This window comes from Solicola gregarius (assembly GCF_025790165.1).
Lineage (GTDB): Bacteria > Actinomycetota > Actinomycetes > Propionibacteriales > Nocardioidaceae > Solicola > Solicola gregarius.
The window spans coordinates 4229331-4251153 of sequence record NZ_CP094970.1 but is presented as its reverse complement, the minus strand read 5'-3'; the positions used below and the strand labels follow the sequence as shown (position 1 = coordinate 4251153).

Here is a 21823-nt window from a genome sequence, read left to right as displayed (position 1 = left end):
CCTATGTTCGAGCTGACCGACACGACCTCATCGGACATCGCGAACGCGCTCGTACGCGCGCGCCGCAATGCGGGTAGTCCCGCGATGGACATGGTGATGACACTCGTCGTCGTCACCGACGAGGCATCGCACTACGACGCGATGAAGGCGGCCGGCGAGGTGTCGTCGGAGCATCCCTCGCGGGTGATCGGTCTCGTCCGTCGGTCGACCCGCGGAGCGGCGCAGCTCGACGCGCGGGTCTCGATCGGCGACGACTCCCCCGGCGAGTCGCTGTTGCTGCGGGTCAGCGGTGAGCTCGTACGCCATGCCGAGTCGGCCGTCCTGCCGCTGCTGCTGCCCGACTCCCCCGTCGTCGTCTGGTGGCCGACGGACGCACCCGACAACCCGAGCGCCGACGCGATCGGCAGCCTGGCGCAACGCCGGATCACCGATGCAGCGGCGGTCCGTGGGTCGAAGCGCAAGGCACTGGTCTCCGCGGCGCGGCACTACGCACCCGGTGACACCGACCTGGCCTGGACCCGGCTGACGCCGTGGCGAGCGCTGCTTGCCGCGGCGGTCGACCAGGTCGACGGCCCGGTCACCGGCGGTCGAGTGTCGGCGGCGCGCGCAAACCCGAGCGCCGACCTGATGTGCGGCTGGCTCGAAGCCCGGCTCGGCGTCGAGATCACACACACGACGTCGCGTGGCCCGGGCCTCACCGACGTACGCCTGCAGACGCCGCGCGGCGAGATCGCGGTGCATCGCGACGCGGGTACGACGGGCACGTTCACGATCCCCGGTGAGGCCGATCGTCCCGTCGCGCTGAACCGCCGTACCGTCGCCGAGTGCCTGGCGGAGGACCTCCGTCGCCTCGACGAGGACGAGGTGTACGCACAGGCCGTGCGCCACGTGCTCGTACGCGTCGAGCGTGCGGCCGGTGACGCGAAGCCGAAGAAGCGAAAGGCGTCCGCATGAGCGAGATCGTCCGACACCGAGACGCGGCAGCGCTCACTTCGACGGTCGCGGAGGCGCTCATCGAGCGGCTCTCCGCCGTGCAGCGCTCCGGACGCGTACCCCACCTCGGCCTGACCGGCGGCACGATCGCGAACGATCTCTACCGCGCGGTCGCCGCCTCGCCGCGACGTGACGAGGTCGAGTGGACATCGGTGGAGTTCTGGTGGGGCGACGAGCGGTTCGTCGCCCGCGACTCGCCCGATCGTAACGCCGTGCAGGCCCGCGAGGCCTTTCTCGACGACCTCGGCGCCCGCGCGGGGCGCATCCACGAGATGCCATCGGCCGACGACCGCGACCTCGACGCGGGCGCGCAAGCGTACGGCAACGAGGTACGCGAGTTCGGAGCGGGCTCGTTCGACGTCCTGCTGCTCGGCCTCGGACCCGACGGACACATCGCCTCGCTGTTCCCGGGCTACCCACAGCTCCACGTCGACGATCAGATCGCGGTCGCCGTCGAGGACTCCCCCAAGCCGCCGCCGCTGCGGATCAGCCTGACGTACGCCGCGCTCAACCGATCACGGGCCGTGTGGTTCATCGTCTCGGGCGCAGGCAAGGCGGAAGCGGTGGCACGGTCAGTCGCCGCCGGAGCGAGCGTCGGCGAGTCGCCGGCGTCGGGCGTACGCGGCGAGACCGAAACCGTCTGGCACCTCGACGAAGCGGCCGCCAGCGCCCTCTGACCGTCCCCGTTTTGGATCCTTGGCGGGGGTGTACCTCGTCGTACACCCCCGCTAAGGGTCCAAAACGCGAACGCGGTCAGTCGCGCTCGAACCATCCCTGCCACATGATGTTGAAGACCGGCTTCGGCCCTGCGTATCCGTGCGCCACTATGGCGCGATGCACGCGGCGGACGATCTCGCGCTTGTCCTTGAGGTCCTCGACGACCACGACGATGACCGTCCAGCCGAGAGCTTCGAGCGCCTCCCGGCGCTCGATGTCGCGCTGACGCTGTTTGCGACTCCGTTCGTGCCACTCGCCGTCGTACTCGACGATCACCTTGTACGCGCGGAACACCAGATCGCACCGAGCGACGAATCGGCCCGCGTGCCAGATCTCCGGGTTGCACTCGGGCATCGGTAGCCGCGCAAGCACCAGCATCAGCCGGACGACGGTCTCCATCGGTGACTCCGCGCCCTCCGAGAGGAACGGGAGCGTACGCCGAGCGCGCACCACACCGTGGATGTGGCTGGCGTCGCAGTACTCGCCGAGGGCCTGCAGGCTGGTGTGCTTCGCGTGCATCAAGGCATCGCCGGCCATCACGAGCAGCACGAACGGCAGCAGCGTGGCCGAGTCTACGAACGCACGCTCCGGACCGGATACCTCACGCTCGTCGTGACGGACGGGTCTCAGCTTGCCGCGACGACGGTGCAGCCGAACACCGTCGTGGCGAGTCTTGAGTGTCGTGTTCGTCGAGAAATGCAGCGGCCACATCGACCCGATATGCACGCCATACCACCACAGCGCCGTGACGTGCGAGATGACCGCGTCGCTCGGCAGTACGAACAATGCGGCGACGACATAGGACGCGAAGGTCGGCTCTTCGTCACCGACGACGTAGACGCCGCGGAACAGCGTACGAAACCGCGAGCCGCGTAGGGAGTCGGCAGAGAGGCCGGCAGCAATCGCCTGCCGTCGGGTGAACGGACGCCCACGCAGGGAGGGCGGAATGGTGGATGCGCGTGACACACCACAGCATGCCTCCGCGGCGGACGAACGGCGCCGCTATCCACAGGTGCGATCCCCACGCGTTCGCGTTTCGGATCCTTCGCGGGGGTACGCGGCGCGGGGCACCCCCGCAAAGGGTCCGAAACGCGAACGCCCTAGTAGATCGCCTCGCCGTTCTTGCGGCGCGTACGCAGGTCGGACAGCGCCTCGTCGAGGATCGCGGCCGCCTCGTCGTCGGAGCGGCGCTCCTTGACGTACGCAAGATGGGTCTTGTACGGCTCGATGCGTACGAGCGGCGGCGGGTTGTCCGCATCCGCACCCGCGGGAAGCCCGCAACTCGAAGCAGTCCCATCGGTCCGGTGGCTCGACGCCGCTGCTGAAGCTCAGCGACGTCGCGTGTCCGTTACCGCAGTAGTAGTTGACGTGCGAGCGTGGGGCGGGCGCGCCGCGCACGTCCTCACCCATGGGTCCCGACCCGATTCGGGTCCCACGTATTGCACTTCCGCTGCCCACGAATTGTCCTCCCGGGTCGGGCTCTCAGTGCTCGGTGTTACAACCCCCGCGACGTTACAACCCCCGTCACGTAATCTCTCAGGCCGACACCTTCAGCAGCAACCCCAGCGCGACGATGCTGACCGCCCAGATCACCGCGGTGCCGACGGTGAGGCGGTCGAGGTTGCGCTCGGCGACAGAGGAGCCGCCCAGGCCGCTGGACACACCGCCGCCGAACATGTCGGAGAGCCCGCCACCGCGGCCCTTGTGCATCAGCACGAGCAGGATCATCACGAGGCTCGATATGGCGAGCACGATCTCGAAGAGCAGAATCACAGCGGATGTGGCCTTACGTGTTGTCGATGTTCAGGTCGGGCATGTCGTAGTACCGTCCGATCGCCGCGAACTCATCGGCCTTCAGACTCGCGCCGCCGACGAGGGTGCCGTCGACGTCGGGCTGCGCCATGATCGAGGCGATATTGGTGGCCTTGACCGACCCACCGTACAGGATACGCGTCGCTGAGGCGGCCTCCGGCGCCGCCGTCTCGACGAGTCGCTTCCGAATCGCCGAGCACACCTCCTGCGCATCGGCAGGCGTTGCGACCTCGCCCGTCCCGATCGCCCAGACCGGCTCGTACGCGATCACCAGCCCCGCCACCTGTTCGGGCGTCAGCCCCGTCAGAGCACCGTCGACCTGGGCGAGCGTGTGGTCGACCTGCTCGCCCGCCTGGCGTACCTCCAGGCCCTCCCCGACACAGACGATCGGGGTCATCCCGGCGGCGATGGTCTTCTGGGTCTTGACCGCGACCGTCGCGTCGTCCTCGCCGTGGTACTCGCGCCGCTCGGAGTGCCCGACGATCACGTACGTGCAGCCGAGCTTGGCCAGCATGCCCGCAGAGATGTCGCCGGTGTACGCGCCCCCGTCGTACACCGAGACGTCCTGTGCGCCGTAGGTGATCTTCAGCCGGTCGCCGTCGATTAGGGTCTGCACGCTGCGCAGGTCGGTGAAGGGCGGGATCACCGCGACCTCCGCACGGGCGAAGTCGTGCTTCTTGTCCTGCAGCGTCCAGGCGAGCTTCTGCACCAGGACGACGGCTTCCTGGTGGTTGAGGTTCGACTTCCAGTTGCCCGCCATCAGCGGGGTGCGGCTCTGTGCCACGTCACTTCTCCAGTACGTCGAGGCCGGGCAGTGTCTTGCCTTCCAGGAACTCCAGGCTTGCGCCCCCGCCGGTCGAGATGTGTCCGAACTGGCCGTCGGAGAAGCCGAGCTTGCGTACGGCGGCCGCGGAGTCGCCCCCGCCGACGACGGAGAGGCCGCTCACCTCGGTCAGCGCCTGGGCGACGACCCGGGTGCCCTCGGCGAACGCATCCATCTCGAAGACGCCCATCGGGCCGTTCCAGAAGACCGTACGTGCGCCGCGGATCGCCTCCGCGAAGGCGGCCGCCGACTCGGGTCCGATGTCGAGGCCCATCTGGTCGGCCGGCATCGCGTCGGCGGCGACCGTCGTCGCCGGTGAGTCTGCAGCGAACGCCGGCGCCACGACCACGTCGGTCGGCAGCACGATGTCGACGCCGCGCTCCTTCGCCGTGGCCAGGTAGCCCTTGACGGCGTCGATCTGGTCGGACTCGAGCAGCGACGTACCGACCTCGTTGCCGGAGGCGGCGAGGAACGTGAACACCATCCCGCCCCCGATCAGGAGCGTGTCGGCCTTCTCCAGCAGGCTGTCGATCACGCCCAGCTTGTCCGAGACCTTCGACCCACCGAGCACGACGGCGTACGGGCGCGCCGGCGACTCGGTGAGACGCTCGAGCACTTCAGTCTCCTGCTCGACCAGTCCGCCGGCGGCGTGCGGCAGCAGCTTCGCGACGTCGTAGACGCTTGCCTGCTTGCGGTGTACGACGCCGAACCCGTCGGACACGAAGGCGTCGGCGAGGCTGGCGAGCTCGCCGGCGAACGCGGCGCGCTCGGCGTCGTCCTTGCTGGTCTCACCGGGGTTGAAGCGAACGTTCTCGAGTACGCACACCTGGCCGTCCTCGAGCCGGTTGACGGTGTGCCGCGCAGAGTCGCCGACGGTGTCGGTCGCGAGCGCGACGTCGCCGCCGAGCAGCTCCCCCAGACGCCGGGCCACCGGAGCCAGCGAGTACGCCGGATCCGGCGCGCCCTTCGGACGCCCGAGGTGAGCGGTGACGATCACCCGCGCACCGGCGTCGCGGAGCCGACTGATCGTCGGAACGCTCGCGCGTACCCGGCCGTCGTCGGTGATCGACGTGCCGTCGAGCGGAACGTTCAGGTCGCTGCGTACGAGCACCCGGCGGCCGCGAAGGTCGCCGAGATCGCCGATCGTCTGCACTGCCCGCCGATCAGAGGGAGGCGCCGACGAGCGCGGTGAGGTCGACGAGGCGGTTCGAGAAGCCCCACTCGTTGTCGTACCAGCCGAACACCTTCACCTGGTCACCGATGACCTTGGTCAGGCTCGCGTCGAAGATGCACGACGCCGGGTCGGTGACGATATCCGAGCTCACGATCGGGTCTTCGGTGTAGCGGATGATGCCCGACAGATCGCCCTCGGCGGCGGTGCGGACGATCTGGTTGATCTCCTCCATGCTCGTCTCCCGCGACGCGGTGAACGTGAGGTCGGTGACCGAGCCGGTCGGCACCGGGACACGCAGCGAGTAGCCGTCGAGCTTGCCCTTGAGCTCGGGCAGCACCAGGCCGACCGCCTTGGCGGCGCCCGTCGTGGTCGGGATGACGTTGAGTGCCGCGGCGCGCGCCCGCCGGAGGTCCTTGTGCGGGCCGTCCTGGAGGTTCTGGTCCTGGGTGTACGCGTGGATGGTGGTCATCAGCCCGCGTTCGATACCGATGCCGTCGTTGAGCACCTTGGCCATCGGCGCCAGGCAGTTCGTGGTGCAGGAGGCGTTCGAGATGATGTGGTGCGACGCCGGGTCGTACGACTTCTCGTTGACGCCAACCACGAAGGTGGCGTCCTCGTTCTTCGCCGGCGCGGAGACGATGACCTTCTTGGCACCGCCGTCGAGGTGCGCCTTCGCCTTCGTGGCGTCGGTGAACAGACCGGTCGACTCGAGTACGACGTCGACGCCGAGGTCCTTCCACGGAAGGTTGGCCGGGTCGCGCTCGGCGAGCGAGGTGACCAGCTGGTCGCCGATCTGGATGCCGCCCTCGACGACCGAGACGGGCTTGTCGAAGCGCCCGAGGATCGAGTCGTACTTCAGCAGGTGGGCCTGCGTCTCGTCGTCGCCCAGGTCGTTGAACGCGACGATCTCTATGTCGGCGCCGGTCGCCTCGACGGCCCGGAAGAAGTTGCGGCCGATCCGGCCGAATCCATTGATACCTACACGCACGGTCACGGCGTCTGCTCCTCGATGCGGAACTTTTCGGGTCGGGCCCGAGACTACCCGCTCGGCGTGGGGCGAGCCGAGCCGGGAGCGGGTGTACGTCCCGGCCGTACGCTCGTCACGTGAACCTCTTCGACGGACCGGCCGTCGTCCTGGACGGTGGCCTCGCGACCGAGCTCGAGCGGCGCGGGAACGACCTGTCGGACGCGCTGTGGTCGGCGCGGCTGCTGGCCGACGCCCCCGATGAGATCACGGCGGCGCACCGGGCGTTCTTCCGCGCGGGCGCCAGGGTGGCGACGACCGCGACGTACCAGGCCAGCTTCGACGGGTTCGCCGCTCGCGGCATCGAGCACGCCGCGGCCGAGCGGCTGATGCGGCGCGCGGTCGAGCTCGCCGACGCGGCCCGCGCAGACCTGCCGAGCGACGGAAAGGAGCGCTGGATCGCCGCGTCTGCCGGCCCGTACGGCGCCGCGCTCGCGGACGGCTCGGAGTACCGCGGCCGGTACGGCCTGTCCGTCGCCGAGCTCGCGGAGTGGCACTCCCCACGTCTCGATGTGCTGTGCGATGCGGGCGCCGACGTGCTCGCACTCGAGACGGTGCCGGACGCCGACGAGGCCGAGGCGCTCGTGCAGGCGATCGCCGGCCGGAGTGTGCCTGCCTGGCTGACGTACACGATCGACGGCGAGCGGACGCGGGCTGGCCAGCCGCTCGCGGAGGCGTTCGCCGTGGTCGCCGAGTCACCCGACATCGTCGCGGTCGGCGTGAACTGCTGCGCTCCCACCGATGTCGAAGCCGCCATCACGATCGCCCGAACCGTCACAGACAAGCCGGTCCTCGCGTACCCGAACAGCGGCGAGGGCTGGGTCGGCCGGCACTGGACCGGCCGTTCGACCTTCGACGCCGACCTCGCCAAGGGCTGGCTCGCCGCGGGTGCGAACGCCGTCGGCGGCTGCTGCCGGGTGACACCGGACGACATCAGCCGCCTCGCGGACGCGGTCCGCCCGGACTGACCGACCCAGCACCGGAGTCTCACGAACGAACGATCACCCAAAGCCTCTGCCGCTCGTGGGTTTCCGCGCGGGCTGGGCCACCTATGGGCGTGGGCTTACGCGTCCTCGTGCAGCATCTCGTCGGTGAGCGATGACTCCGTGTCGGGTACGCCCTGCTCCTTGGCGCGTTTGTCGGCCATCGCCAGCAACCGGCGGATGCGCCCGGCGATCGCGTCCTTGGTCAACGGCGGCTCGTGCAGCTGCCCGAGCTCCTCGAGGCTCGCCTGCTTGTGCTCGACACGCAGTGCGCCGGCCATCTTGAGGTGGTCGGGTACCTCGGAGCCGAGGATCTCCAACGCCCGCTCGACCCGCGCGCCCGCGGCAACCGCTGCTCGCGCCGAGCGGCGGAGGTTGGCGTCGTCGAAGTTTGCGAGTCGGTTCGCGGTCGCGCGTACCTCGCGGCGCATCCGACGCTCCTCCCAGCCGAGGAGGGTCTCGTGTGCACCGAGACGCGTGAGCATCGCGCCGATCGCCTCGCCGTCGCGGATGACGACCCGGTCGACCCCGCGTACCTCTCGCGCCTTCGCGGCGATGCCCAGTCGTCGCGACGCACCGCACAGCGCCAACGCCGCTTCGGGGCCCGGACACGTCACCTCGAGCGACGATGAGCGACCCGGCTCGGTGAGCGAACCGCGCGCCAGGAACGAGCCGCGCCAGGCGGCGACCGAGTCGCATGAGGAACCGGAGACCACCTGCGGCGGGAGTCCTCGCACCGGCCTCCCCGGCCGTCGAGAAGGCCCGTCTGCCGGGCGAGCGCCTCGCCGTCGCGGACGACCCGGACGACGTACGTCGTGCCCTTGCGGATGCCCGAACCGTTGACGACAACGAGCTCGCTCTCGTGCCCGTACACCTCCTGGATGTCCTTACGTACCCGGCGCGCTGCCGCGCCCGTGTCGAGCTCGGCCTCGACGACGACCTTGCCGCTGACGATGTGGAGTCCCCCCGCGAAACGCAACAGCGACGACACCTCGGCCTTCCGGCAACAGGCCTTCGTGATCGTCGTGCTCGCGAGTTCCGCCTTGACTTGTGCAGTCATAGCCATAGATCGTTCCTGCCCCGTTTCCGTCGCGTTTCGCGACCTCCGTCGTCCGAGTACAACGGACCAACTCTATGTCGGGTCCGACGTTACGCCCGCGGACGCCCGCCTGTCGCCGCTCATGCGCAAATCGTTCACCGCGTCCGCCCGCCGGCTACCCGATGACCTCCTCGAGCACGGCGGCGAGCCGCAGCGGGTCGTGCCGAGGCGACCCGTCGGCGACGCCGACCTCGGCGATGACCAGCTCCGCGCCGAGCGACGCGGCCGCCTTCGTGAGCCCGGATGGATCCTCGACGGTGGCCGCATCGGCAACCACAGTGTCGATCTGGAGATCTGGCGCATGCGCGGTCAGCACCTCGAGATGTGTCTCGGGTGCGAACCCTTCGGTCTCGCCCGGCTGAGCCGCGAGGTTGAGGACGACGATGCGGCGCGCGGCCGTGTCGTGCAGCGCATCGAAGATCTCGGGTACGAGGAGGTTCGGGATGACGCTGGTGAACCACGAGCCGGGGCCGACGATCACCCAGTCGGCCGAGCGGATGGCATCGACCGCTTCGGGGCACGCCGGGGGGTCGGGCGGATCGAGGCGCACCGCGATCACCTCCGCGTCGGTCGAGGCCACCTCGACCTGCCCGCGTACGCGACCGACCTCCTCCTCGCCGTCGATCTCACGGCGTACGAGCGCCTCGATATCGAGCGGCACCGAGCTCATCGGCAACACCCTGCCCTGAGCGCCGAGGAGCTGACCGACCAGGTCGAGCCCGTTGACGTGGTCGTCCAACAGCTCCCACAGCGCCACGATGAGCAGGTTGCCGACCGCGTGGTTGTGCAGATCACCGCCGCTGCTGAAGCGGTGCTGCAGGACGTCCGCCCACGTACGTCCCCACTCGTCGTCACCACACAGCGCCGCGAGCGCCATCCGCAGGTCACCCGGCGGGAGTACGCCGAGCTCGTCGCGGAGCCGGCCGGAGGAGCCGCCGTTGTCGGCGACCGTGGCCACCGCGGTGATGTCGGGCGTGATCCGCCGAACGGCCGAAAGAGTTGCAGCGAGACCGTGCCCGCCGCCGAGCGCGACGACCGACGGAAGGTCACCGGGACGCCCGATCCACGGCGGTCGCTGGATCCGCCGCGGGGTCATTCGCGGCCCAGGTCGCGGTGGACCACCATCACGCGCATGTCGTCGCCACGCAGTCGCTCGGCGAGCGCCTCGGACATCGCGACGCTGCGATGCTTGCCGCCGGTGCATCCGATCGCGACACTCAGGAAACGCTTGCCCTCGCGTACGAAGCCACGGGCAACGCCCTTGAGCACGGCCTCGTAGTTGTCGAGGAACTCCATCGCCTCGTTCGCGGCGTAGACGTACTCGCGTACCGGCTCGTTGAGGCCGGTCTGGTGGCGCAGCTCGGGCACCCAGAACGGATTGGGCAGGAACCGCATATCGGCGACCATGTCGGCGTCGGCGGGGATGCCGTACTTGAACCCGAACGACACCACGGTCGCGCGGATCGGCTGCACCTCCGGATCGGCGAACGCCGTCGTCACCCGGGCGGCCAGCTGGTGCACGTTGAGGTGCGACGTGTCGATCAGAACGTCGGCGCGCCCGCGCAGCACCCGCAGCATCGATCGCTCGGCCTCGATGCCGTCGAGCAGGCGGCCTTCGGGCATCAGCGGGTGCGGCCGGCGCGCGGCCTCCTGGCGGCGTACGAGTACGTCGTCGCTCGCGTCGAGGAACAGGATCGACGGGCGCAGACCGCCCTCGCGCAGCGCGGTCAGCGAACCCTCCAGCTCGGAGAAGAACCATCGCGAGCGCGCGTCGACGACGACCGCGAGGCGCGTATCGGATGCGCCACGACCCAGCAGCTCGATCGTCTGCTCGAGCAGCTGCGGCGGCAGGTTGTCGACCACGAACCAGCCGAGGTCCTCGAGCACCTTCGCGGCCGTACTCCGGCCCGCCCCGGTCATCCCGGTGACCAGCAGCACCTCACGAATTGCGGACATCTGAGCTCCCCTCTACTCCAGGACCTCACCGGTCGCGGTGTTGACCGACATCGCCTTCGCCTTGTCGGCATCTCCGGCAAGCGCATCGACGACGGTCGCCGCCGTGCGTACGCCGAATCCTGGCACCTCGGCGACCTCCTCGACACTTGCCGCGCGGAGTCGCTTGAGCGAACCGAAGTGCTTGAGCAGGGCCTTGCGGCGCACCTCACCGAGCCCGGGTACGCCATCGAGCGCGCTCTCCACCATCGACTTCGACCGCCGCTGGCGGTGGTGGCCGATCGCGAACCTGTGCGCCTCGTCGCGGATGCGCTGCAGGAGATACAGGCCCTCGCTCGTACGCGGCAGGATCACGGGATCCTCCTCGCCGGGCACCCACACCTCCTCGAGCCGCTTCGCCAAACCGCAGAGTGCGATGTCGTCGATGCCGAGCTCGTCGAGGGCGCGTTGCGCGGCGGCCACCTGCGGCGGACCGCCGTCGACGACCACGAGAGAAGGGCTGTACGAGAACTTGCGCGGCCGCCCGGTCTCGGGGTCGAGCAGGCTCGGGGAACCATCGCCGTCGCCGGCGTCGGCGACGTCGGTCGCCCCGGCCGCCGCCTGCTCGTCGAGCAGCCGCCTGAACCGGCGGGTGATCGTCTCGTGCATGGAAGCGACGTCGTTCTGCCCGTCGACCCCGCGGATCACGAAGCGGCGGTACTCGTTCTTGCGCGGAAGCCCGTCCTCGAACACGACCATCGAGGCGACCACCTCGGTGCCCTGCAGGTTGGAGACGTCGTAGCACTCGATGCGCAGCGGTGCGTCTTCGAGGTCGAGAGCCGCCTGTAGCTCCTCGAGTGCCTTGCTGCGAGTGGTCAGATCGCTCGCCCGCTTCGTCTTGTGCATCACCAGCGACTGTTTCGCGTTGCGCTCGACGGTCTCCATCAACGCCCGCTTGTCGCCGCGCTGGGGCACCCGCAGCGAGATCTGCGTGCCCTTGCGCTCCCCGAGCCAGGCGCGTACGGCGGCGGCATCGTCGGGCAGGACGGGGACGAGCACCTCCTTGGGTATGGCCTCGTCGTCCTCGCCGTCGTACAAGGTGATGAGTGCGCGCTCGACGAGGTCGGCCGTCTCGGCGTCGTCGACCTTGTCGGCGACCCAACCGCGCTGCCCGCGGATCCGTCCGTTTCGTACCGAGAAGATCTGCACTGCGGCCTCGAGCGGGTCTTCGGCGAGCGCGAGTACATCGGCATCGGTGCCGTCGCCGAAGACGACCGCGTTCTTCTCGACGGCTTGCTTCAAGGCGCCGAGATCATCGCGCAGCCGAGCGGCCCGCTCGAACTCCAGCTCGTTCGACGCCTGCTTCATCTCGCGCTCGAGCCGCTTGACGAACTGCGCGGTCTGGCCGGCCATGAACGCGGTGAAGTCCTCCGCGATCGCGCGGTGTTCCTCCGCACTCACCCGGTCGACGCACGGCGCCGCGCACTTGTCGATGTAGCCCAGCAGGCACGGCCGGCCCATCTGCTTGCTGCGGTTGAACACGCCGTTGGAACACGATCGCATCGGGAACACCCGAAGCAGCAGGTCGACCGTCTCCCGGATCGCCCACGCATGGCTGTACGGGCCGAAGTACCGAACGCCCTTGCGCTTCTTGCCTCGCCCCACCATGACGCGCGGATACTTCTCGTTCAGCGTCACGGCGAGCCAGGGGTACGATTTGTCGTCGCGGTACTTGACGTTGAAGCGCGGGTCGTACTGCTTGATCCAGGTGTATTCGAGCTGCAGTGCCTCGACCTCGGTCGAGACGACCGTCCAGTCGACCTTCGCCGCCGTCTGAACCATCGTCTGCGTACGCGGATGCAGGCCGGCGGGATCGGCGAAGTACGACGAGAGCCGCGAGCGCAGTGACTTGGCCTTGCCGACATAGATGACCCGACCCTTGGCGTCGCTGAACCGGTAGACGCCCGGTGACGTCGGGATCGACCCGGGGGCCGGTCGATAGGTTGCGGGATCTGGCACGCGTCCCACCCTACGAGGTACCTACGACATCCAGCCGATGCTCCACTCTCCCGCCCAGGTCACGGTTTCTGCCATCCTTGGGTCATGGATCGTGAGACATCGACGAAGGCGCTCGACGGGGCCGTCACCGCGATGGCGGTCGGGCGGATCATCTGGGGCATCGCGGCGTACGCCGCCCCTGGCGCGAACACCAAGGCGGCGGGTCTGCCCGGCCGGCCGTCCGGCGAGGTCACCTACCTCACCCGAGTGTTCGGTAGCCGGGCTTTCGCACTGGGGTGCGGATATCTGCTCAGCGACGACGACGCGAAGTCGAGGTGGCGCCGGCTCGGCCTCGTCGTCGACGTCAGCGACACGGCCGCCGGGGTCGTCCACCTGGTCCGCGGAGACGTACCTCGTCGGGCGACCGCCACGCTGGTGGCCGCGACCGGCACGTACGCCGCGATCGGCGCACTGCGGGTCGCGAAGGAGTTACGCAGCGCGAGCTAGCGCGAAATCTGCGCGCACCACGGCGGTCGTGGGCGTACCGTGAGCGGACGGGTTGCTCGAAAACCAATCTCTACTAAGTTAGTCTAGTTTTATGCCGGTTGACACGTCCTCCCTCACCGCCCGCTCCGCGATGCCGGTCGATCTGTACGGGCTGCGCCTGACGACGTCGCCCGAGGCGGCTACGCACTACAACGACGGCCTGCGCGCGCTGCTGGCGGTGCGCCGAGGCGGCGTCGAGGCGGTCGCGGCGTCGATCGCGATGGACCCGACGTTCGCACTCGGACACGCGACGCTCGCGCTGATGGGCCACGAGCTCGGCGCCAACGTCAATCTCCCCGCACGCGTCGCGTCGGCGCTTCGGCACGCTCGGCGCTCGTCCGAGCGCGAGCGCAGCCATGTGCATGCCGTCGTGTCCCACCTGCAGGGCGACTCCGATCCGCTCATCGCCCACGTGCGCGCGTACCCACGCGATGCGCTGTTGCTGTCGGTCGCGGTGCCGACGATCGCGTTCTCCGGCGTGACGGCCGTGCCGGCCCAGGCGTGGCAGATCGTCGAGGACGCGGCTCCGGCGTACGGCGACGACTGGTGGTTCAGCGGCCTGCTCGGATTCGTCCGACAGGAGCAGGGCAGGTTCGACGAGGCGATGGACCTCGCGTGCCGCTCGTTGCGCGAGAACCCGGGCGCCGGCCATTCCGTGCACGCACGTGCACACGTGCACTACGAGACCGGTGACCACGATGCCGGCCTCGCCTGGATCACCGACTGGATCGACACCTCCGGACCAGACGCCGACAACCTGGCGCACTTCTCGTGGCACGCCGCACTGCACGAGCTCTCGAACGGCGACCTCCTCGCCGTCCGCCGGCGGTTCGAGTCCGAGCTCGCACCCCCGCGAGTCACGGGATGCCGGGCGCTCGTGGACTCCGCCTCGCTGCTGTGGCGTTGGTCGCTGACGCCCGGCGCGGACGCGATCCCCGATGCGCGAACGGTGCTCGACGAGGTCAGCGACCGCGACCTGTTCGAGCCGGACACTCCGTTCTTGGCGATGCATGCGGCCCTCGGCCTCTGCGCCGCGGGAGACGAGGACGGCCTCGGCAGGCTTCGGCAGCGTTGCGCGGCGCACGACGACCGGGTACAGCGCGAGGTCGCGAGCACGTTGTGCGAGGCGCTGCTGTCGCTCCGGCAGGGCGCGTACGACGCGGCGGCGGATCGGCTCGGAGGCATCGCCACGACAGCGTGGCGGCTCGGCGGCAGCGATGCGCAGCGTGAGGTGATCGAGGACACCCGGATCGCCGCGCTGATCGCGGCCGGCCGCAACGCCGAGGCGGCGGCGATGCTGGACACGCGGCTCGACCGACGGCATGCGCGCCGCGATCAACTGTGGCGGGGTGGGCTGCGGTCGTAGCGGGTCCGTCCGGCGACCTTGCCCCGCGGATTACCATGGGCCCATGGGAAACTGCGCCTCTACCCAGCAAACTTGCTACATAGTGGCGCGGTCTACCACGTGCCCATGGTACTCCGCGCCGCTATGTAGCAACCTGCGTCAGCGCTTCGTGGCCTTCTTCGCGGTGGCCTTCTTGGTGGCGGTTGTCTTCTTGACCGGTGCCTTCTTGGCGGCCTTCCTCGGGGCTGCCGACGTGCCGTTCGCCTTCTTCGCGGCCGCCTTCTTGGGCGTACGCTTCGCGACCACGCGCTCCGCGGCCGCGGCCGCCGGCACCGCACCGGCCGACGCCCCGCGGCCGTCGAGCACCGGCGCGAGGAACGTACCGGTATGGCTGCCCGGTGCCGCCGCGATCGTCTCGGGCGTGCCCTCGGCGACGACGTCGCCGCCCCGGTTGCCGCCGTCGGGGCCCATGTCGATGATCCAGTCCGCGGTCTTGACCACATCGAGATTGTGCTCGATCACGACGACGGTGTTGCCCGCGTCCACGAGCCGGCCGAGTACGCCGAGCAGCTTGTTGATGTCCTCGAAGTGCAGCCCGGTGGTGGGCTCGTCGAGTACGTAGAGGGTGCTGCCGGTCGAGCGCTTCTGCAGCTCGGACGCGAGCTTGACCCGTTGCGCCTCTCCGCCGGAAAGGGTCGGCGCGGGCTGACCGAGACGTACGTAGCCGAGCCCGACGTCGACCAGCGTCTTCAGATGCCGCGAGATCGCCGGAATCGCCTCGAAGAAGTTGACCGCCTCCTCGATCGGCATGTCGAGGATGTCGGCGACCGACTTGCCCTTGTAGTGCACCTCGAGCGTCTCGCGGTTGTAGCGCGCGCCGTGGCACACCTCGCACGGGACGTACACGTCGGGCAGGAAGTTCATCTCGATCTTGATCGTGCCGTCGCCCGAGCACGCCTCGCAGCGCCCGCCCTTGACGTTGAACGAGAACCTGCCCTGCTGGTAGCCCCGCACCTTCGCCTCCGGCGTCTGCGCGAACAGCTTGCGTACGTGGTCCCAGACGCCGGTGTACGTCGCGGGGTTCGACCGCGGCGTACGCCCGATCGGCGACTGGTCGACGTGAATCACCTTGTCGACCTCGTCGACACCCTCGATCGTGCGGTGGCGACCGGGGATGTCGCGTGCGTTGTAGATGTGCCGGGCCAGCGCGCGGTACAGGATGTCGTTGACGAGTGTCGACTTGCCCGACCCCGAGACGCCGGTGACCGCGATCAGCACCCCGAGCGGGAACGCGACGTCGATGCCCTGCAGGTTGTGCTCGTGCGCCCCGCGTACGACGACCTCGCGGCCGGGCGTCACCGGCCGTCGGATATCGGGGATCGGGATCTCGCGCCGCTTGGAGAGGTACTGACCGGTGAGCGAGTCGCGGTGTGAGTACAGCTCGTCGACCGTCCCCGACACGATCACCTGGCCGCCATGCTCGCCCGCGCCGGGGCCGATGTCGACGACCCAGTCGGCCGTGCGGATGGTGTCTTCATCGTGCTCGACGACGATCAGCGTGTTGCCGAGGTCGCGCAGCCGTACGAGGGTCTCGATCAGCCGGTGGTTGTCGCGCTGGTGCAGCCCGATCGACGGCTCGTCGAGTACGTACAGCACGCCGACCAGCCCGGCGCCGATCTGCGTCGCCAGCCGGATGCGCTGCGCCTCGCCACCCGAAAGCGAACCCGCGGCCCGGTCGAGGGTGAGGTAGTCGAGGCCGACGTCGAGCAGGAACCGCAATCGCTCGTGGATCTCCTTCAGCACCCGCTCGCCGATCTGGCGCTCCCGCTCGGTCATCTCGAGATCGCGCAGGTACTCGGCCGCCTCACCGATCGACAGCGCACAGAGCTCGGCGATGTTCTTGTCGCCGTGCGTCTGGTTGCTCATCGTGACGGCGAGGATCACCGGCCGCAGGCGGGTGCCCTTGCACGTCGGGCAGGGCACCTCGCGCATGTAGCCCTCGAGACGCTCACGGCTCGTATCGGACTCGGCCTCACCGTGCCGCCGGATGATGTACGGAACGACGCCCTCGAACGTCGTGTAGTACGAGCGCTCGCGACCGTAACGGTTGCGATATCGGACATGCACCTGCGTGGGGTGGCCGGTCAGCAGTCCGTCGCGCGCGGACTGCGGCAGCTCCTCGAACGGCGTGGACGTGTCGAAGCCGAGCTCGTCGGCCAGCGCGCCGATGATGCGCCCGAAGTAGTCGGCAACGTGCGCGGAAGCCCACGGGGTGATCGCCCCCTCGTCGAGGGAGAGGCTCGGATCGGGTACGACCAGCTCCGGGTCGACCTCCATCCGGGTGCCGAGACCGGTGCAGTCGGGGCATGCGCCGAACGGCGCGTTGAACGAGAAGGACCGCGGCTCGAGCTCGTCGACCTCGAGCGGGTGGTCGTTGGGGCAGGCGAGCTTCTCAGAGAACCGGCGCTCACGGCCGGGGTCGTCCTCGTCGAGGTCGACGAAGTCGATCACCACGAGCCCGCTCGAGAGGGCGAGCGCGGTCTCGACCGAGTCGGTCAGACGCCGTTGGGCGCTCTCCTTGACTGCGAGCCGGTCGACGACGACGTCGATCGTGTGCTTCTTCTGCTTGGCCAGCTTCGGCGGCTCGGTGAGCAGATACGTCTCGCCGTCGACACGTACGCGCCCGAAGCCCTGCGCCTGGAGCTGTCGGAACAGGTCGGTGTACTCCCCCTTGCGCCCGCGGATGACCGGTGCCAGCACCTGGAACCGTAGACCCTGCTCGAGCGCGAGGATCCGGTCGACGATCTGCTGGGGCGTCTGCCGGGTGATCGGCTCACCGCACTGCGGACAGTGCGCTCGCCCGGCGCGCGCGTACAGCAGGCGGAGGTAGTCGTAGACCTCCGTGATCGTGCCGACGGTCGACCGCGGGTTGCGTGACGTCGACTTCTGGTCGATCGAGACCGCCGGTGAGAGGCCCTCGATGAAGTCGACGTCGGGCTTGTCCATCTGGCCGAGGAACTGGCGCGCGTACGCCGACAGCGACTCGACGTAGCGGCGCTGGCCCTCGGCGAAGATGGTGTCGAACGCGAGCGACGACTTGCCCGACCCGGAGAGGCCGGTGAACACGACGAGCGAGTCGCGCGGCAACTCGATCGAGACGTCCTTGAGGTTGTGCTCGCGTGCTCCGCGAACGAGGAGGCGGTCTGCCACGACACTCCCGTTGGTCGACAGCTGAGTGGATTCTGGGGCGACTCTCAGCGTAACGGCGCCCACTGACAGAACCTTCCCATCGCCCACCGACAGCCGCCTTTCGGGCGCATTTACGGTGCCCGAACGAAAGTGGTGTGGCGCGACCCACACGGTATGCCGTCGCCCAGTTCTGACAATCTAGGGTCCATGACGCTTCCGACACCCGGCCTGCCGTGGCCGACACCCGATCTCGCCCCCGCGGCGACGCTGTCGCTGCTCCGTACGCAGACCGACCGGATGCTCGACGCGATCCGGTCGCTCGACGACGATGCCATGCGTGAGCCGAGCACACTGCCCGACTGGACGCGCGGTCACCTGCTCACCCACGTCGCGCGCAACGCCGGCGCCGTGCAGAACCTCTGCGCCTGGGCACGTACGGGCGACGAGACCCCGATGTATGCGTCGCGCGACAAGCGTGCGGCGGATATCGAGGCGGGCTCGACGCGCTCGGCCGACGAGCTGATCGCGGACGTCGAGAAGACCGCGAAGGCACTCGCCCTCGACCTCGAGGTGCTGCCACAGCGACGCTGGCTCGCCGAGGTACGCCACGGGGGCACCGGCGACGCGAAGCCGGCCTGGTGGATCCCGATGATGCGCCTCGGCGAGATCGAGCTGCACCACGTCGACCTGAATGTCGGGTACGAGCCCGTGGAGTGGCCATCCGCCTGGGTACGAAACACGCTGCCCGACGCCGCACACGACCTCGAGAGGCAGGCCGGCGAGCCGCTGAGCCTCGAGGCGACCGACGTCGAGCTGCGGGTCGGGGCCGACGACGCGCGCACGGTCTCGGGCCCGACGACCGACCTGCTGGCCTGGGTGACCGGCCGCTCGAACGGCTCTGCACTCACGATCTCGGCCGGCAAGCTCCCGAAGCTCGGCGAGTGGCGCTAGTGCTCGCCGCGACTACCGTGGACAACCAACCTTGGAGGTACGTGTGACGTACAGCGGGAACGTAACGGTCGGCGGCACGCCCGACACGCAGGAGCTGGCCGACCTGATCATCACCAAGGTCGCGGTCGGACCGATGTCCAACAACGCGTACCTGCTGCGCTGCCGCCACGACGACACGCAGGTCATGATCGACGCGGCGGACGAGCCCGACACGCTGATCCGGGTGATCGGTGACGGCGGTCTCCGCCGGGTCGTCACCACCCATCGCCATCCGGACCACTGGCAGGCCCTGCCGCAGGTCGTCGACGCCACCGGCGCTGCGACCGTCGCGGGCGAGCCGGACGCCGACGATCTGCCCGTCACCGTGCAGGAGCGGGTCGGCGACGGCGACACGATCCCGGTCGGCAGCTGCGAGCTCGAGGTCATCCACCTCGCCGGACACACTCCGGGCTCGATCGCGCTGCTGTACGACGACCCCGACGGCGGCCCCCACCTGTTCACCGGCGACAGCCTGTTCCCGGGCGGCGTCGGCAAGACGACGTCGCCGGACGCCTTCGCGTCGCTCATCGATGCCGTCGAGCAGAAGCTGTTCGACCGGCTGCCCGACGAGACCTGGGTCTATCCCGGCCACGGAGGCGACACCACCCTCGGCGCCGAGCGTCCGCACCTGTCGGAGTGGCGCGAGCGCGGCTGGTAGACCGGCGCCGGATGAGGAGACATGCTCGAGGCGACGTTCTGGGGACTCTTCGGCGGCGGCGCACTCCTTGTCGGCGCCCTCCTCGGGCTGTACGTGCGCGCGAGCCCACGGGTCATCGCCGCCGTCATGGCGCTCGGTGCGGGCGTCCTGATCAGCGCTGTCGCATTCGACCTGACGGCTGAGGCGTACGACGCCGGCGGCGCCACGTCTGTCGTTGTCGGCATGGCGCTCGGGTCGTGCACGTACTACGCCGGCGACCGGATACTCGTGGCCCGCGGGGCGCACGACCGGAAGCGCTCGCGAGGCCAGCGGCCGGCCGAGTGCTCGAGCGGGACGCCGAGCGCATCGGCCGGTGGCGGCGCTGCACTCGCGCTCGGCGCGCTTCTCGACGGCATTCCCGAGTCGGCCGCGATCGGGCTGAGCCTCCTCGGTGGCGGCGGGGTCGGCGTCGCAATGGTCGCCGCCGTGTTCTTGTCGAACATCCCCGAAGGCTGGTCGTCGGCCGCCGGAATGCGCCACGACGGTCGTACGCCCGGCTCCATCCTGGGCCTGTGGGCGGGCATCGTCCTCGCCTCGGGCGTGTCCGCACTGCTCGGTTACGTCGTCCTCGATGCGGCCGATCCCGTCCTGATCGGCGGCGTACAGGCGTTCGCCGCGGGCGCGATCATCACCATGCTCGCCGACACGATGGTCCCGGAGGCGTACGAGGAGGGCGGTGACGCCGTCGGGCTGATCACCGCGCTCGGATTCACCCTGGCCTTCCTCATCGACAAGGTCGGCTGAGGCGGGGACGCCCCGGAGGCACCCGGCCCGGTGAACGAACGGTAAACACGAGACATCGTGCATATAGTCAAGAGATGGCCGTCCTACAAACGACTGGGTCCGCACCGTCCGCGGCGCGGGTCAGTCACGCGTTGAACGGCATCCTCGCCGTCGTACTGGCCGTCATGGGGCTTGCGGCGGCGGGCTACCGGCTGTCGCTCGCAGAGCCGTCGTCCGGCCAGCCGTACGCCGTCATCGCAACGGCGTGCGGGGTTCTGCTGCTGTTCACGGCGGTCGCGGAGGTCGGGTTCCACACGGCACACCGCTGGGCACGCGCCGCGACCTGCGTCGCCTGGCTCGGCGCCTGGCCGGTGTTCTTCATCGGCTTCACCCTGATGATCGTCGACGGCGCTGCCGCCACCATGGCGTTCGCCACCTGCATCGGTGCGTGCTCGCTCGGCGTGACCGCGGTCGGTGAGGACGCGCTACCCCGCGGGTGAGAGAGTCGGCGGGTGAGCGCATCCGTACCCGGTTTCACCGGTCATCTGCCGGGTTCGGTCGGCTTACGGAAGCTCAACACGGCCATGCTCGCTGCCGGCATCGCCGCGTTCGGAACGCTCTACAGCACGCAGGCACTGATGCCGACGCTCGGCGACGAGTTCGACGTATCGGCGACCCAGGCGAGCCTCACCGTGTCGGCTGCCACCGGGGCGCTGGCACTCGCGGTCGTACCCATGAGCGTGCTCGCGGAGGCCATCGGGCGGACGCTGCTGATGCGGATCGGACTCTGCGCCGTCTCCGCCCTGGTGTTCCTGAGCGCGGTCGCGCCGACCTTCACCACCCTTGTCGGGGCCCGGGCATTGATCGGCATCGCTGTGGCGGCAGTCATCGGCGTCGCGATGGGCCACGTCGGTGCCGAGGTGAACCCGCGCGCCGTCGGTGCCGCGATGGGGCTGTACGTCGCCGGCAACTCACTCGGCGGGATCGGGGGTCGGCTCGTGTCTGCGACGGTCGACGACCTGCTGGGGTGGCGGGTCTCGCAGGGGGCCATCGGGCTCGTGTGCGTCGCCTCGCTGCTCGTGTTCTGGACCAATCTCCCGCCGTCGGAGTCGGAGTCGCGAGATGCGTCGGCGCGTACGATCGTCCGCGACCTCCTCCGCCAGCTTCGCAATCCCGCGCTCGCGCTGCTGTACCTGCTGCCGTTCCTGCTCATGGGCGGCTTCGTCGCGATGTACAACTACCTGACCTTCCGCCTCGAGACGGCACCGTTCGACCTGCCGAGCAGCGTCGTGTCACTGGTGTTCCTCGCGTACCTGTCGGGCACGGCCGCGTCCGTTGTGGCCGGCAGACTCGCCGACAGGTTCGGGCGGCCACCGGTCGTGTGCGGCGCAATCGTCGCGATGGCTGCGGGCCTCGCCGTCACCGTTCCCGACCGGCTGTCGACCATCATCGTGGGCACAGTGCTCTTCACCACCGGGTTCTTCGCTGCTCACTCGGCGGCGAGCGGCTGGGTCCCGCGGCTCGCGCAACGCCCGACGACGATCGCGAGCGCGATCTATGTCCTCGCGTACTACGCGGGTTCGAGCGTGTTCGGTACGAGCGTCGGCGTCGCCTGGTCCAACGGTGGCTGGCATGCCACCGCCGCGGCGGTCGGCGTACTCGCCACGCTCGCCCTGCTGGCGGCGGTCGGCGTGAGTCTCCTCGCGCGCCCCCGGGCGTGATGCTTGCCGTTGACCCTGGAACGGTACAAGGTATCTCTCAACCGATCAGGGAGGCAC

The 21823-nt window shown here is 69.4% G+C and carries 19 protein-coding genes and 2 pseudogenes; 10 read left to right on the top strand and 11 right to left on the bottom strand.

What is annotated here, in order from left to right:
- The first annotated feature begins 3 nt into the window (after positions 1 to 3).
- Positions 4 to 954, top strand: a complete 951-nt coding sequence (locus L0C25_RS20690) for a glucose-6-phosphate dehydrogenase assembly protein OpcA (protein ID WP_271633665.1) — start codon at positions 4 to 6, stop codon at positions 952 to 954.
- Entirely contained in the window at positions 951 to 1670 is a 720-nt protein-coding gene (gene pgl / locus L0C25_RS20685) for a 6-phosphogluconolactonase (RefSeq protein ID WP_271633664.1), read from the top strand. Before L0C25_RS20690 ends, pgl begins: the two co-directional genes overlap by 4 nt.
- A gap of 76 nt (positions 1671 to 1746) precedes the next feature.
- Here pgl and L0C25_RS20680 read toward each other — a convergent pair whose 3' ends face one another.
- The 6 genes and pseudogenes from L0C25_RS20680 to gap all read right to left on the bottom strand — a co-directional run bounded on the left by L0C25_RS20680 (position 1747) and on the right by gap (position 6513).
- Positions 1747 to 2676: a DUF559 domain-containing protein gene (locus L0C25_RS20680; RefSeq protein WP_271633663.1), complete on the bottom strand. Its 930-nt coding sequence runs from the start codon at positions 2674 to 2676 to the stop codon at positions 1747 to 1749.
- Between the two features lie 134 nt (positions 2677 to 2810).
- Positions 2811 to 3168, bottom strand: a pseudogene (locus L0C25_RS20675) (RNA polymerase-binding protein RbpA).
- A gap of 78 nt (positions 3169 to 3246) precedes the next feature.
- The gene (gene secG / locus L0C25_RS20670) at positions 3247 to 3483 is read right to left on the bottom strand and encodes a preprotein translocase subunit SecG (RefSeq protein WP_271633662.1); all 237 of its coding nucleotides are present in this window, start codon (positions 3481 to 3483) and stop codon (positions 3247 to 3249) included.
- Between the two features lie 13 nt (positions 3484 to 3496).
- Positions 3497 to 4282: a triose-phosphate isomerase gene (tpiA, locus tag L0C25_RS20665; RefSeq protein ID WP_271636870.1), complete on the bottom strand. Its 786-nt coding sequence runs from the start codon at positions 4280 to 4282 to the stop codon at positions 3497 to 3499.
- 25 nt (positions 4283 to 4307) lie between these two features.
- Entirely contained in the window at positions 4308 to 5498 is a 1191-nt protein-coding gene (locus L0C25_RS20660) for a phosphoglycerate kinase (RefSeq protein ID WP_271633661.1), read from the bottom strand.
- Between the two features lie 10 nt (positions 5499 to 5508).
- On the bottom strand, positions 5509 to 6513 hold the full coding sequence (gene gap, locus L0C25_RS20655; protein ID WP_271633660.1) for a type I glyceraldehyde-3-phosphate dehydrogenase: 1005 nt from the start codon (positions 6511 to 6513) through the stop codon (positions 5509 to 5511).
- A 110-nt stretch (positions 6514 to 6623) separates the two neighbouring features.
- Here gap and mmuM point away from each other — a divergent pair, with 110 nt between their 5' ends.
- On the top strand, positions 6624 to 7511 hold the full coding sequence (mmuM, locus tag L0C25_RS20650; protein ID WP_271633659.1) for a homocysteine S-methyltransferase: 888 nt from the start codon (positions 6624 to 6626) through the stop codon (positions 7509 to 7511).
- Between the two features lie 95 nt (positions 7512 to 7606).
- Here mmuM and whiA read toward each other — a convergent pair.
- The 4 genes and pseudogenes from whiA to uvrC form a co-directional block, all read right to left on the bottom strand.
- Positions 7607 to 8592 (bottom strand): annotated as a pseudogene (gene whiA, locus L0C25_RS20645) (DNA-binding protein WhiA).
- A gap of 148 nt (positions 8593 to 8740) precedes the next feature.
- Positions 8741 to 9721, bottom strand: a complete 981-nt coding sequence (locus L0C25_RS20640) for a gluconeogenesis factor YvcK family protein (RefSeq protein ID WP_271633658.1) — start codon at positions 9719 to 9721, stop codon at positions 8741 to 8743.
- Positions 9718 to 10581: an RNase adapter RapZ gene (rapZ, locus tag L0C25_RS20635; protein WP_271633657.1), complete on the bottom strand. Its 864-nt coding sequence runs from the start codon at positions 10579 to 10581 to the stop codon at positions 9718 to 9720. The genes L0C25_RS20640 and rapZ overlap by 4 nt, the downstream gene beginning before the upstream one ends.
- Positions 10582 to 10593: 12 nt before the next feature.
- Positions 10594 to 12576, bottom strand: coding sequence for an excinuclease ABC subunit UvrC (gene uvrC / locus L0C25_RS20630; protein ID WP_271633656.1), 1983 nt, complete (start codon positions 12574 to 12576; stop codon positions 10594 to 10596).
- Positions 12577 to 12660: 84 nt separating this feature from the next.
- Here uvrC and L0C25_RS20625 point away from each other — a divergent pair, with 84 nt between their 5' ends.
- Positions 12661 to 13062 carry a hypothetical protein gene (locus L0C25_RS20625; protein ID WP_271633655.1) on the top strand — a complete coding sequence of 134 codons (402 nt, stop codon included), beginning with the start codon at positions 12661 to 12663 and terminating at the stop codon, positions 13060 to 13062.
- A gap of 91 nt (positions 13063 to 13153) precedes the next feature.
- On the top strand, positions 13154 to 14467 hold the full coding sequence (locus L0C25_RS20620) for a pyridine nucleotide-disulfide oxidoreductase (RefSeq protein ID WP_271633654.1): 1314 nt from the start codon (positions 13154 to 13156) through the stop codon (positions 14465 to 14467).
- Between the two features lie 138 nt (positions 14468 to 14605).
- Here L0C25_RS20620 and uvrA read toward each other — a convergent pair whose 3' ends face one another.
- Entirely contained in the window at positions 14606 to 17656 is a 3051-nt protein-coding gene (uvrA, locus tag L0C25_RS20615) for an excinuclease ABC subunit UvrA (protein ID WP_271633653.1), read from the bottom strand.
- A 186-nt stretch (positions 17657 to 17842) separates the two neighbouring features.
- Between uvrA and L0C25_RS20610 the strand changes: the two genes are divergently transcribed.
- From L0C25_RS20610 to L0C25_RS20590, 5 genes are all read left to right on the top strand, one after another.
- Positions 17843 to 18586 (top strand): maleylpyruvate isomerase family mycothiol-dependent enzyme, encoded by a 744-nt coding sequence (locus L0C25_RS20610; protein WP_271633652.1) that lies wholly within the window; start codon positions 17843 to 17845, stop codon positions 18584 to 18586.
- A 43-nt stretch (positions 18587 to 18629) separates the two neighbouring features.
- Positions 18630 to 19283 carry an MBL fold metallo-hydrolase gene (locus L0C25_RS20605; protein ID WP_271633651.1) on the top strand — a complete coding sequence of 218 codons (654 nt, stop codon included), beginning with the start codon at positions 18630 to 18632 and terminating at the stop codon, positions 19281 to 19283.
- Between the two features lie 21 nt (positions 19284 to 19304).
- Positions 19305 to 20066, top strand: a complete 762-nt coding sequence (locus L0C25_RS20600) for a ZIP family metal transporter (protein ID WP_271633650.1) — start codon at positions 19305 to 19307, stop codon at positions 20064 to 20066.
- Positions 20067 to 20140: 74 nt separating this feature from the next.
- Positions 20141 to 20545, top strand: a complete 405-nt coding sequence (locus L0C25_RS20595; protein WP_271633649.1) for a hypothetical protein — start codon at positions 20141 to 20143, stop codon at positions 20543 to 20545.
- 12 nt (positions 20546 to 20557) lie between these two features.
- Positions 20558 to 21766 carry an MFS transporter gene (locus tag L0C25_RS20590; RefSeq protein ID WP_271633648.1) on the top strand — a complete coding sequence of 403 codons (1209 nt, stop codon included), beginning with the start codon at positions 20558 to 20560 and terminating at the stop codon, positions 21764 to 21766.
- Positions 21767 to 21823: the final 57 nt, after the last annotated feature.

What these genes read in the sequence shown, in the direction of transcription:
- L0C25_RS20690 (WP_271633665.1), top strand. Translation starts at nt 4, where the DNA reads ATGTTCGAGCTGACCGACACGACCTCATCGGACATCGCGAACGCGCTC.
- pgl (WP_271633664.1), top strand. Translation starts at nt 951, where the DNA reads ATGAGCGAGATCGTCCGACACCGAGACGCGGCAGCGCTCACTTCGACG.
- tpiA (WP_271636870.1), bottom strand. Translation starts at nt 4,282, where the DNA reads ATGGCGGGCAACTGGAAGTCGAACCTCAACCACCAGGAAGCCGTCGTC.
- L0C25_RS20640 (WP_271633658.1), bottom strand. Translation starts at nt 9,721, where the DNA reads ATGACCCCGCGGCGGATCCAGCGACCGCCGTGGATCGGGCGTCCCGGT.
- rapZ (WP_271633657.1), bottom strand. Translation starts at nt 10,581, where the DNA reads ATGTCCGCAATTCGTGAGGTGCTGCTGGTCACCGGGATGACCGGGGCG.
- L0C25_RS20625 (WP_271633655.1), top strand. Translation starts at nt 12,661, where the DNA reads ATGGATCGTGAGACATCGACGAAGGCGCTCGACGGGGCCGTCACCGCG.
- L0C25_RS20620 (WP_271633654.1), top strand. Translation starts at nt 13,154, where the DNA reads ATGCCGGTTGACACGTCCTCCCTCACCGCCCGCTCCGCGATGCCGGTC.
- L0C25_RS20610 (WP_271633652.1), top strand. Translation starts at nt 17,843, where the DNA reads ATGACGCTTCCGACACCCGGCCTGCCGTGGCCGACACCCGATCTCGCC.
- L0C25_RS20600 (WP_271633650.1), top strand. Translation starts at nt 19,305, where the DNA reads ATGCTCGAGGCGACGTTCTGGGGACTCTTCGGCGGCGGCGCACTCCTT.
- L0C25_RS20595 (WP_271633649.1), top strand. Translation starts at nt 20,141, where the DNA reads ATGGCCGTCCTACAAACGACTGGGTCCGCACCGTCCGCGGCGCGGGTC.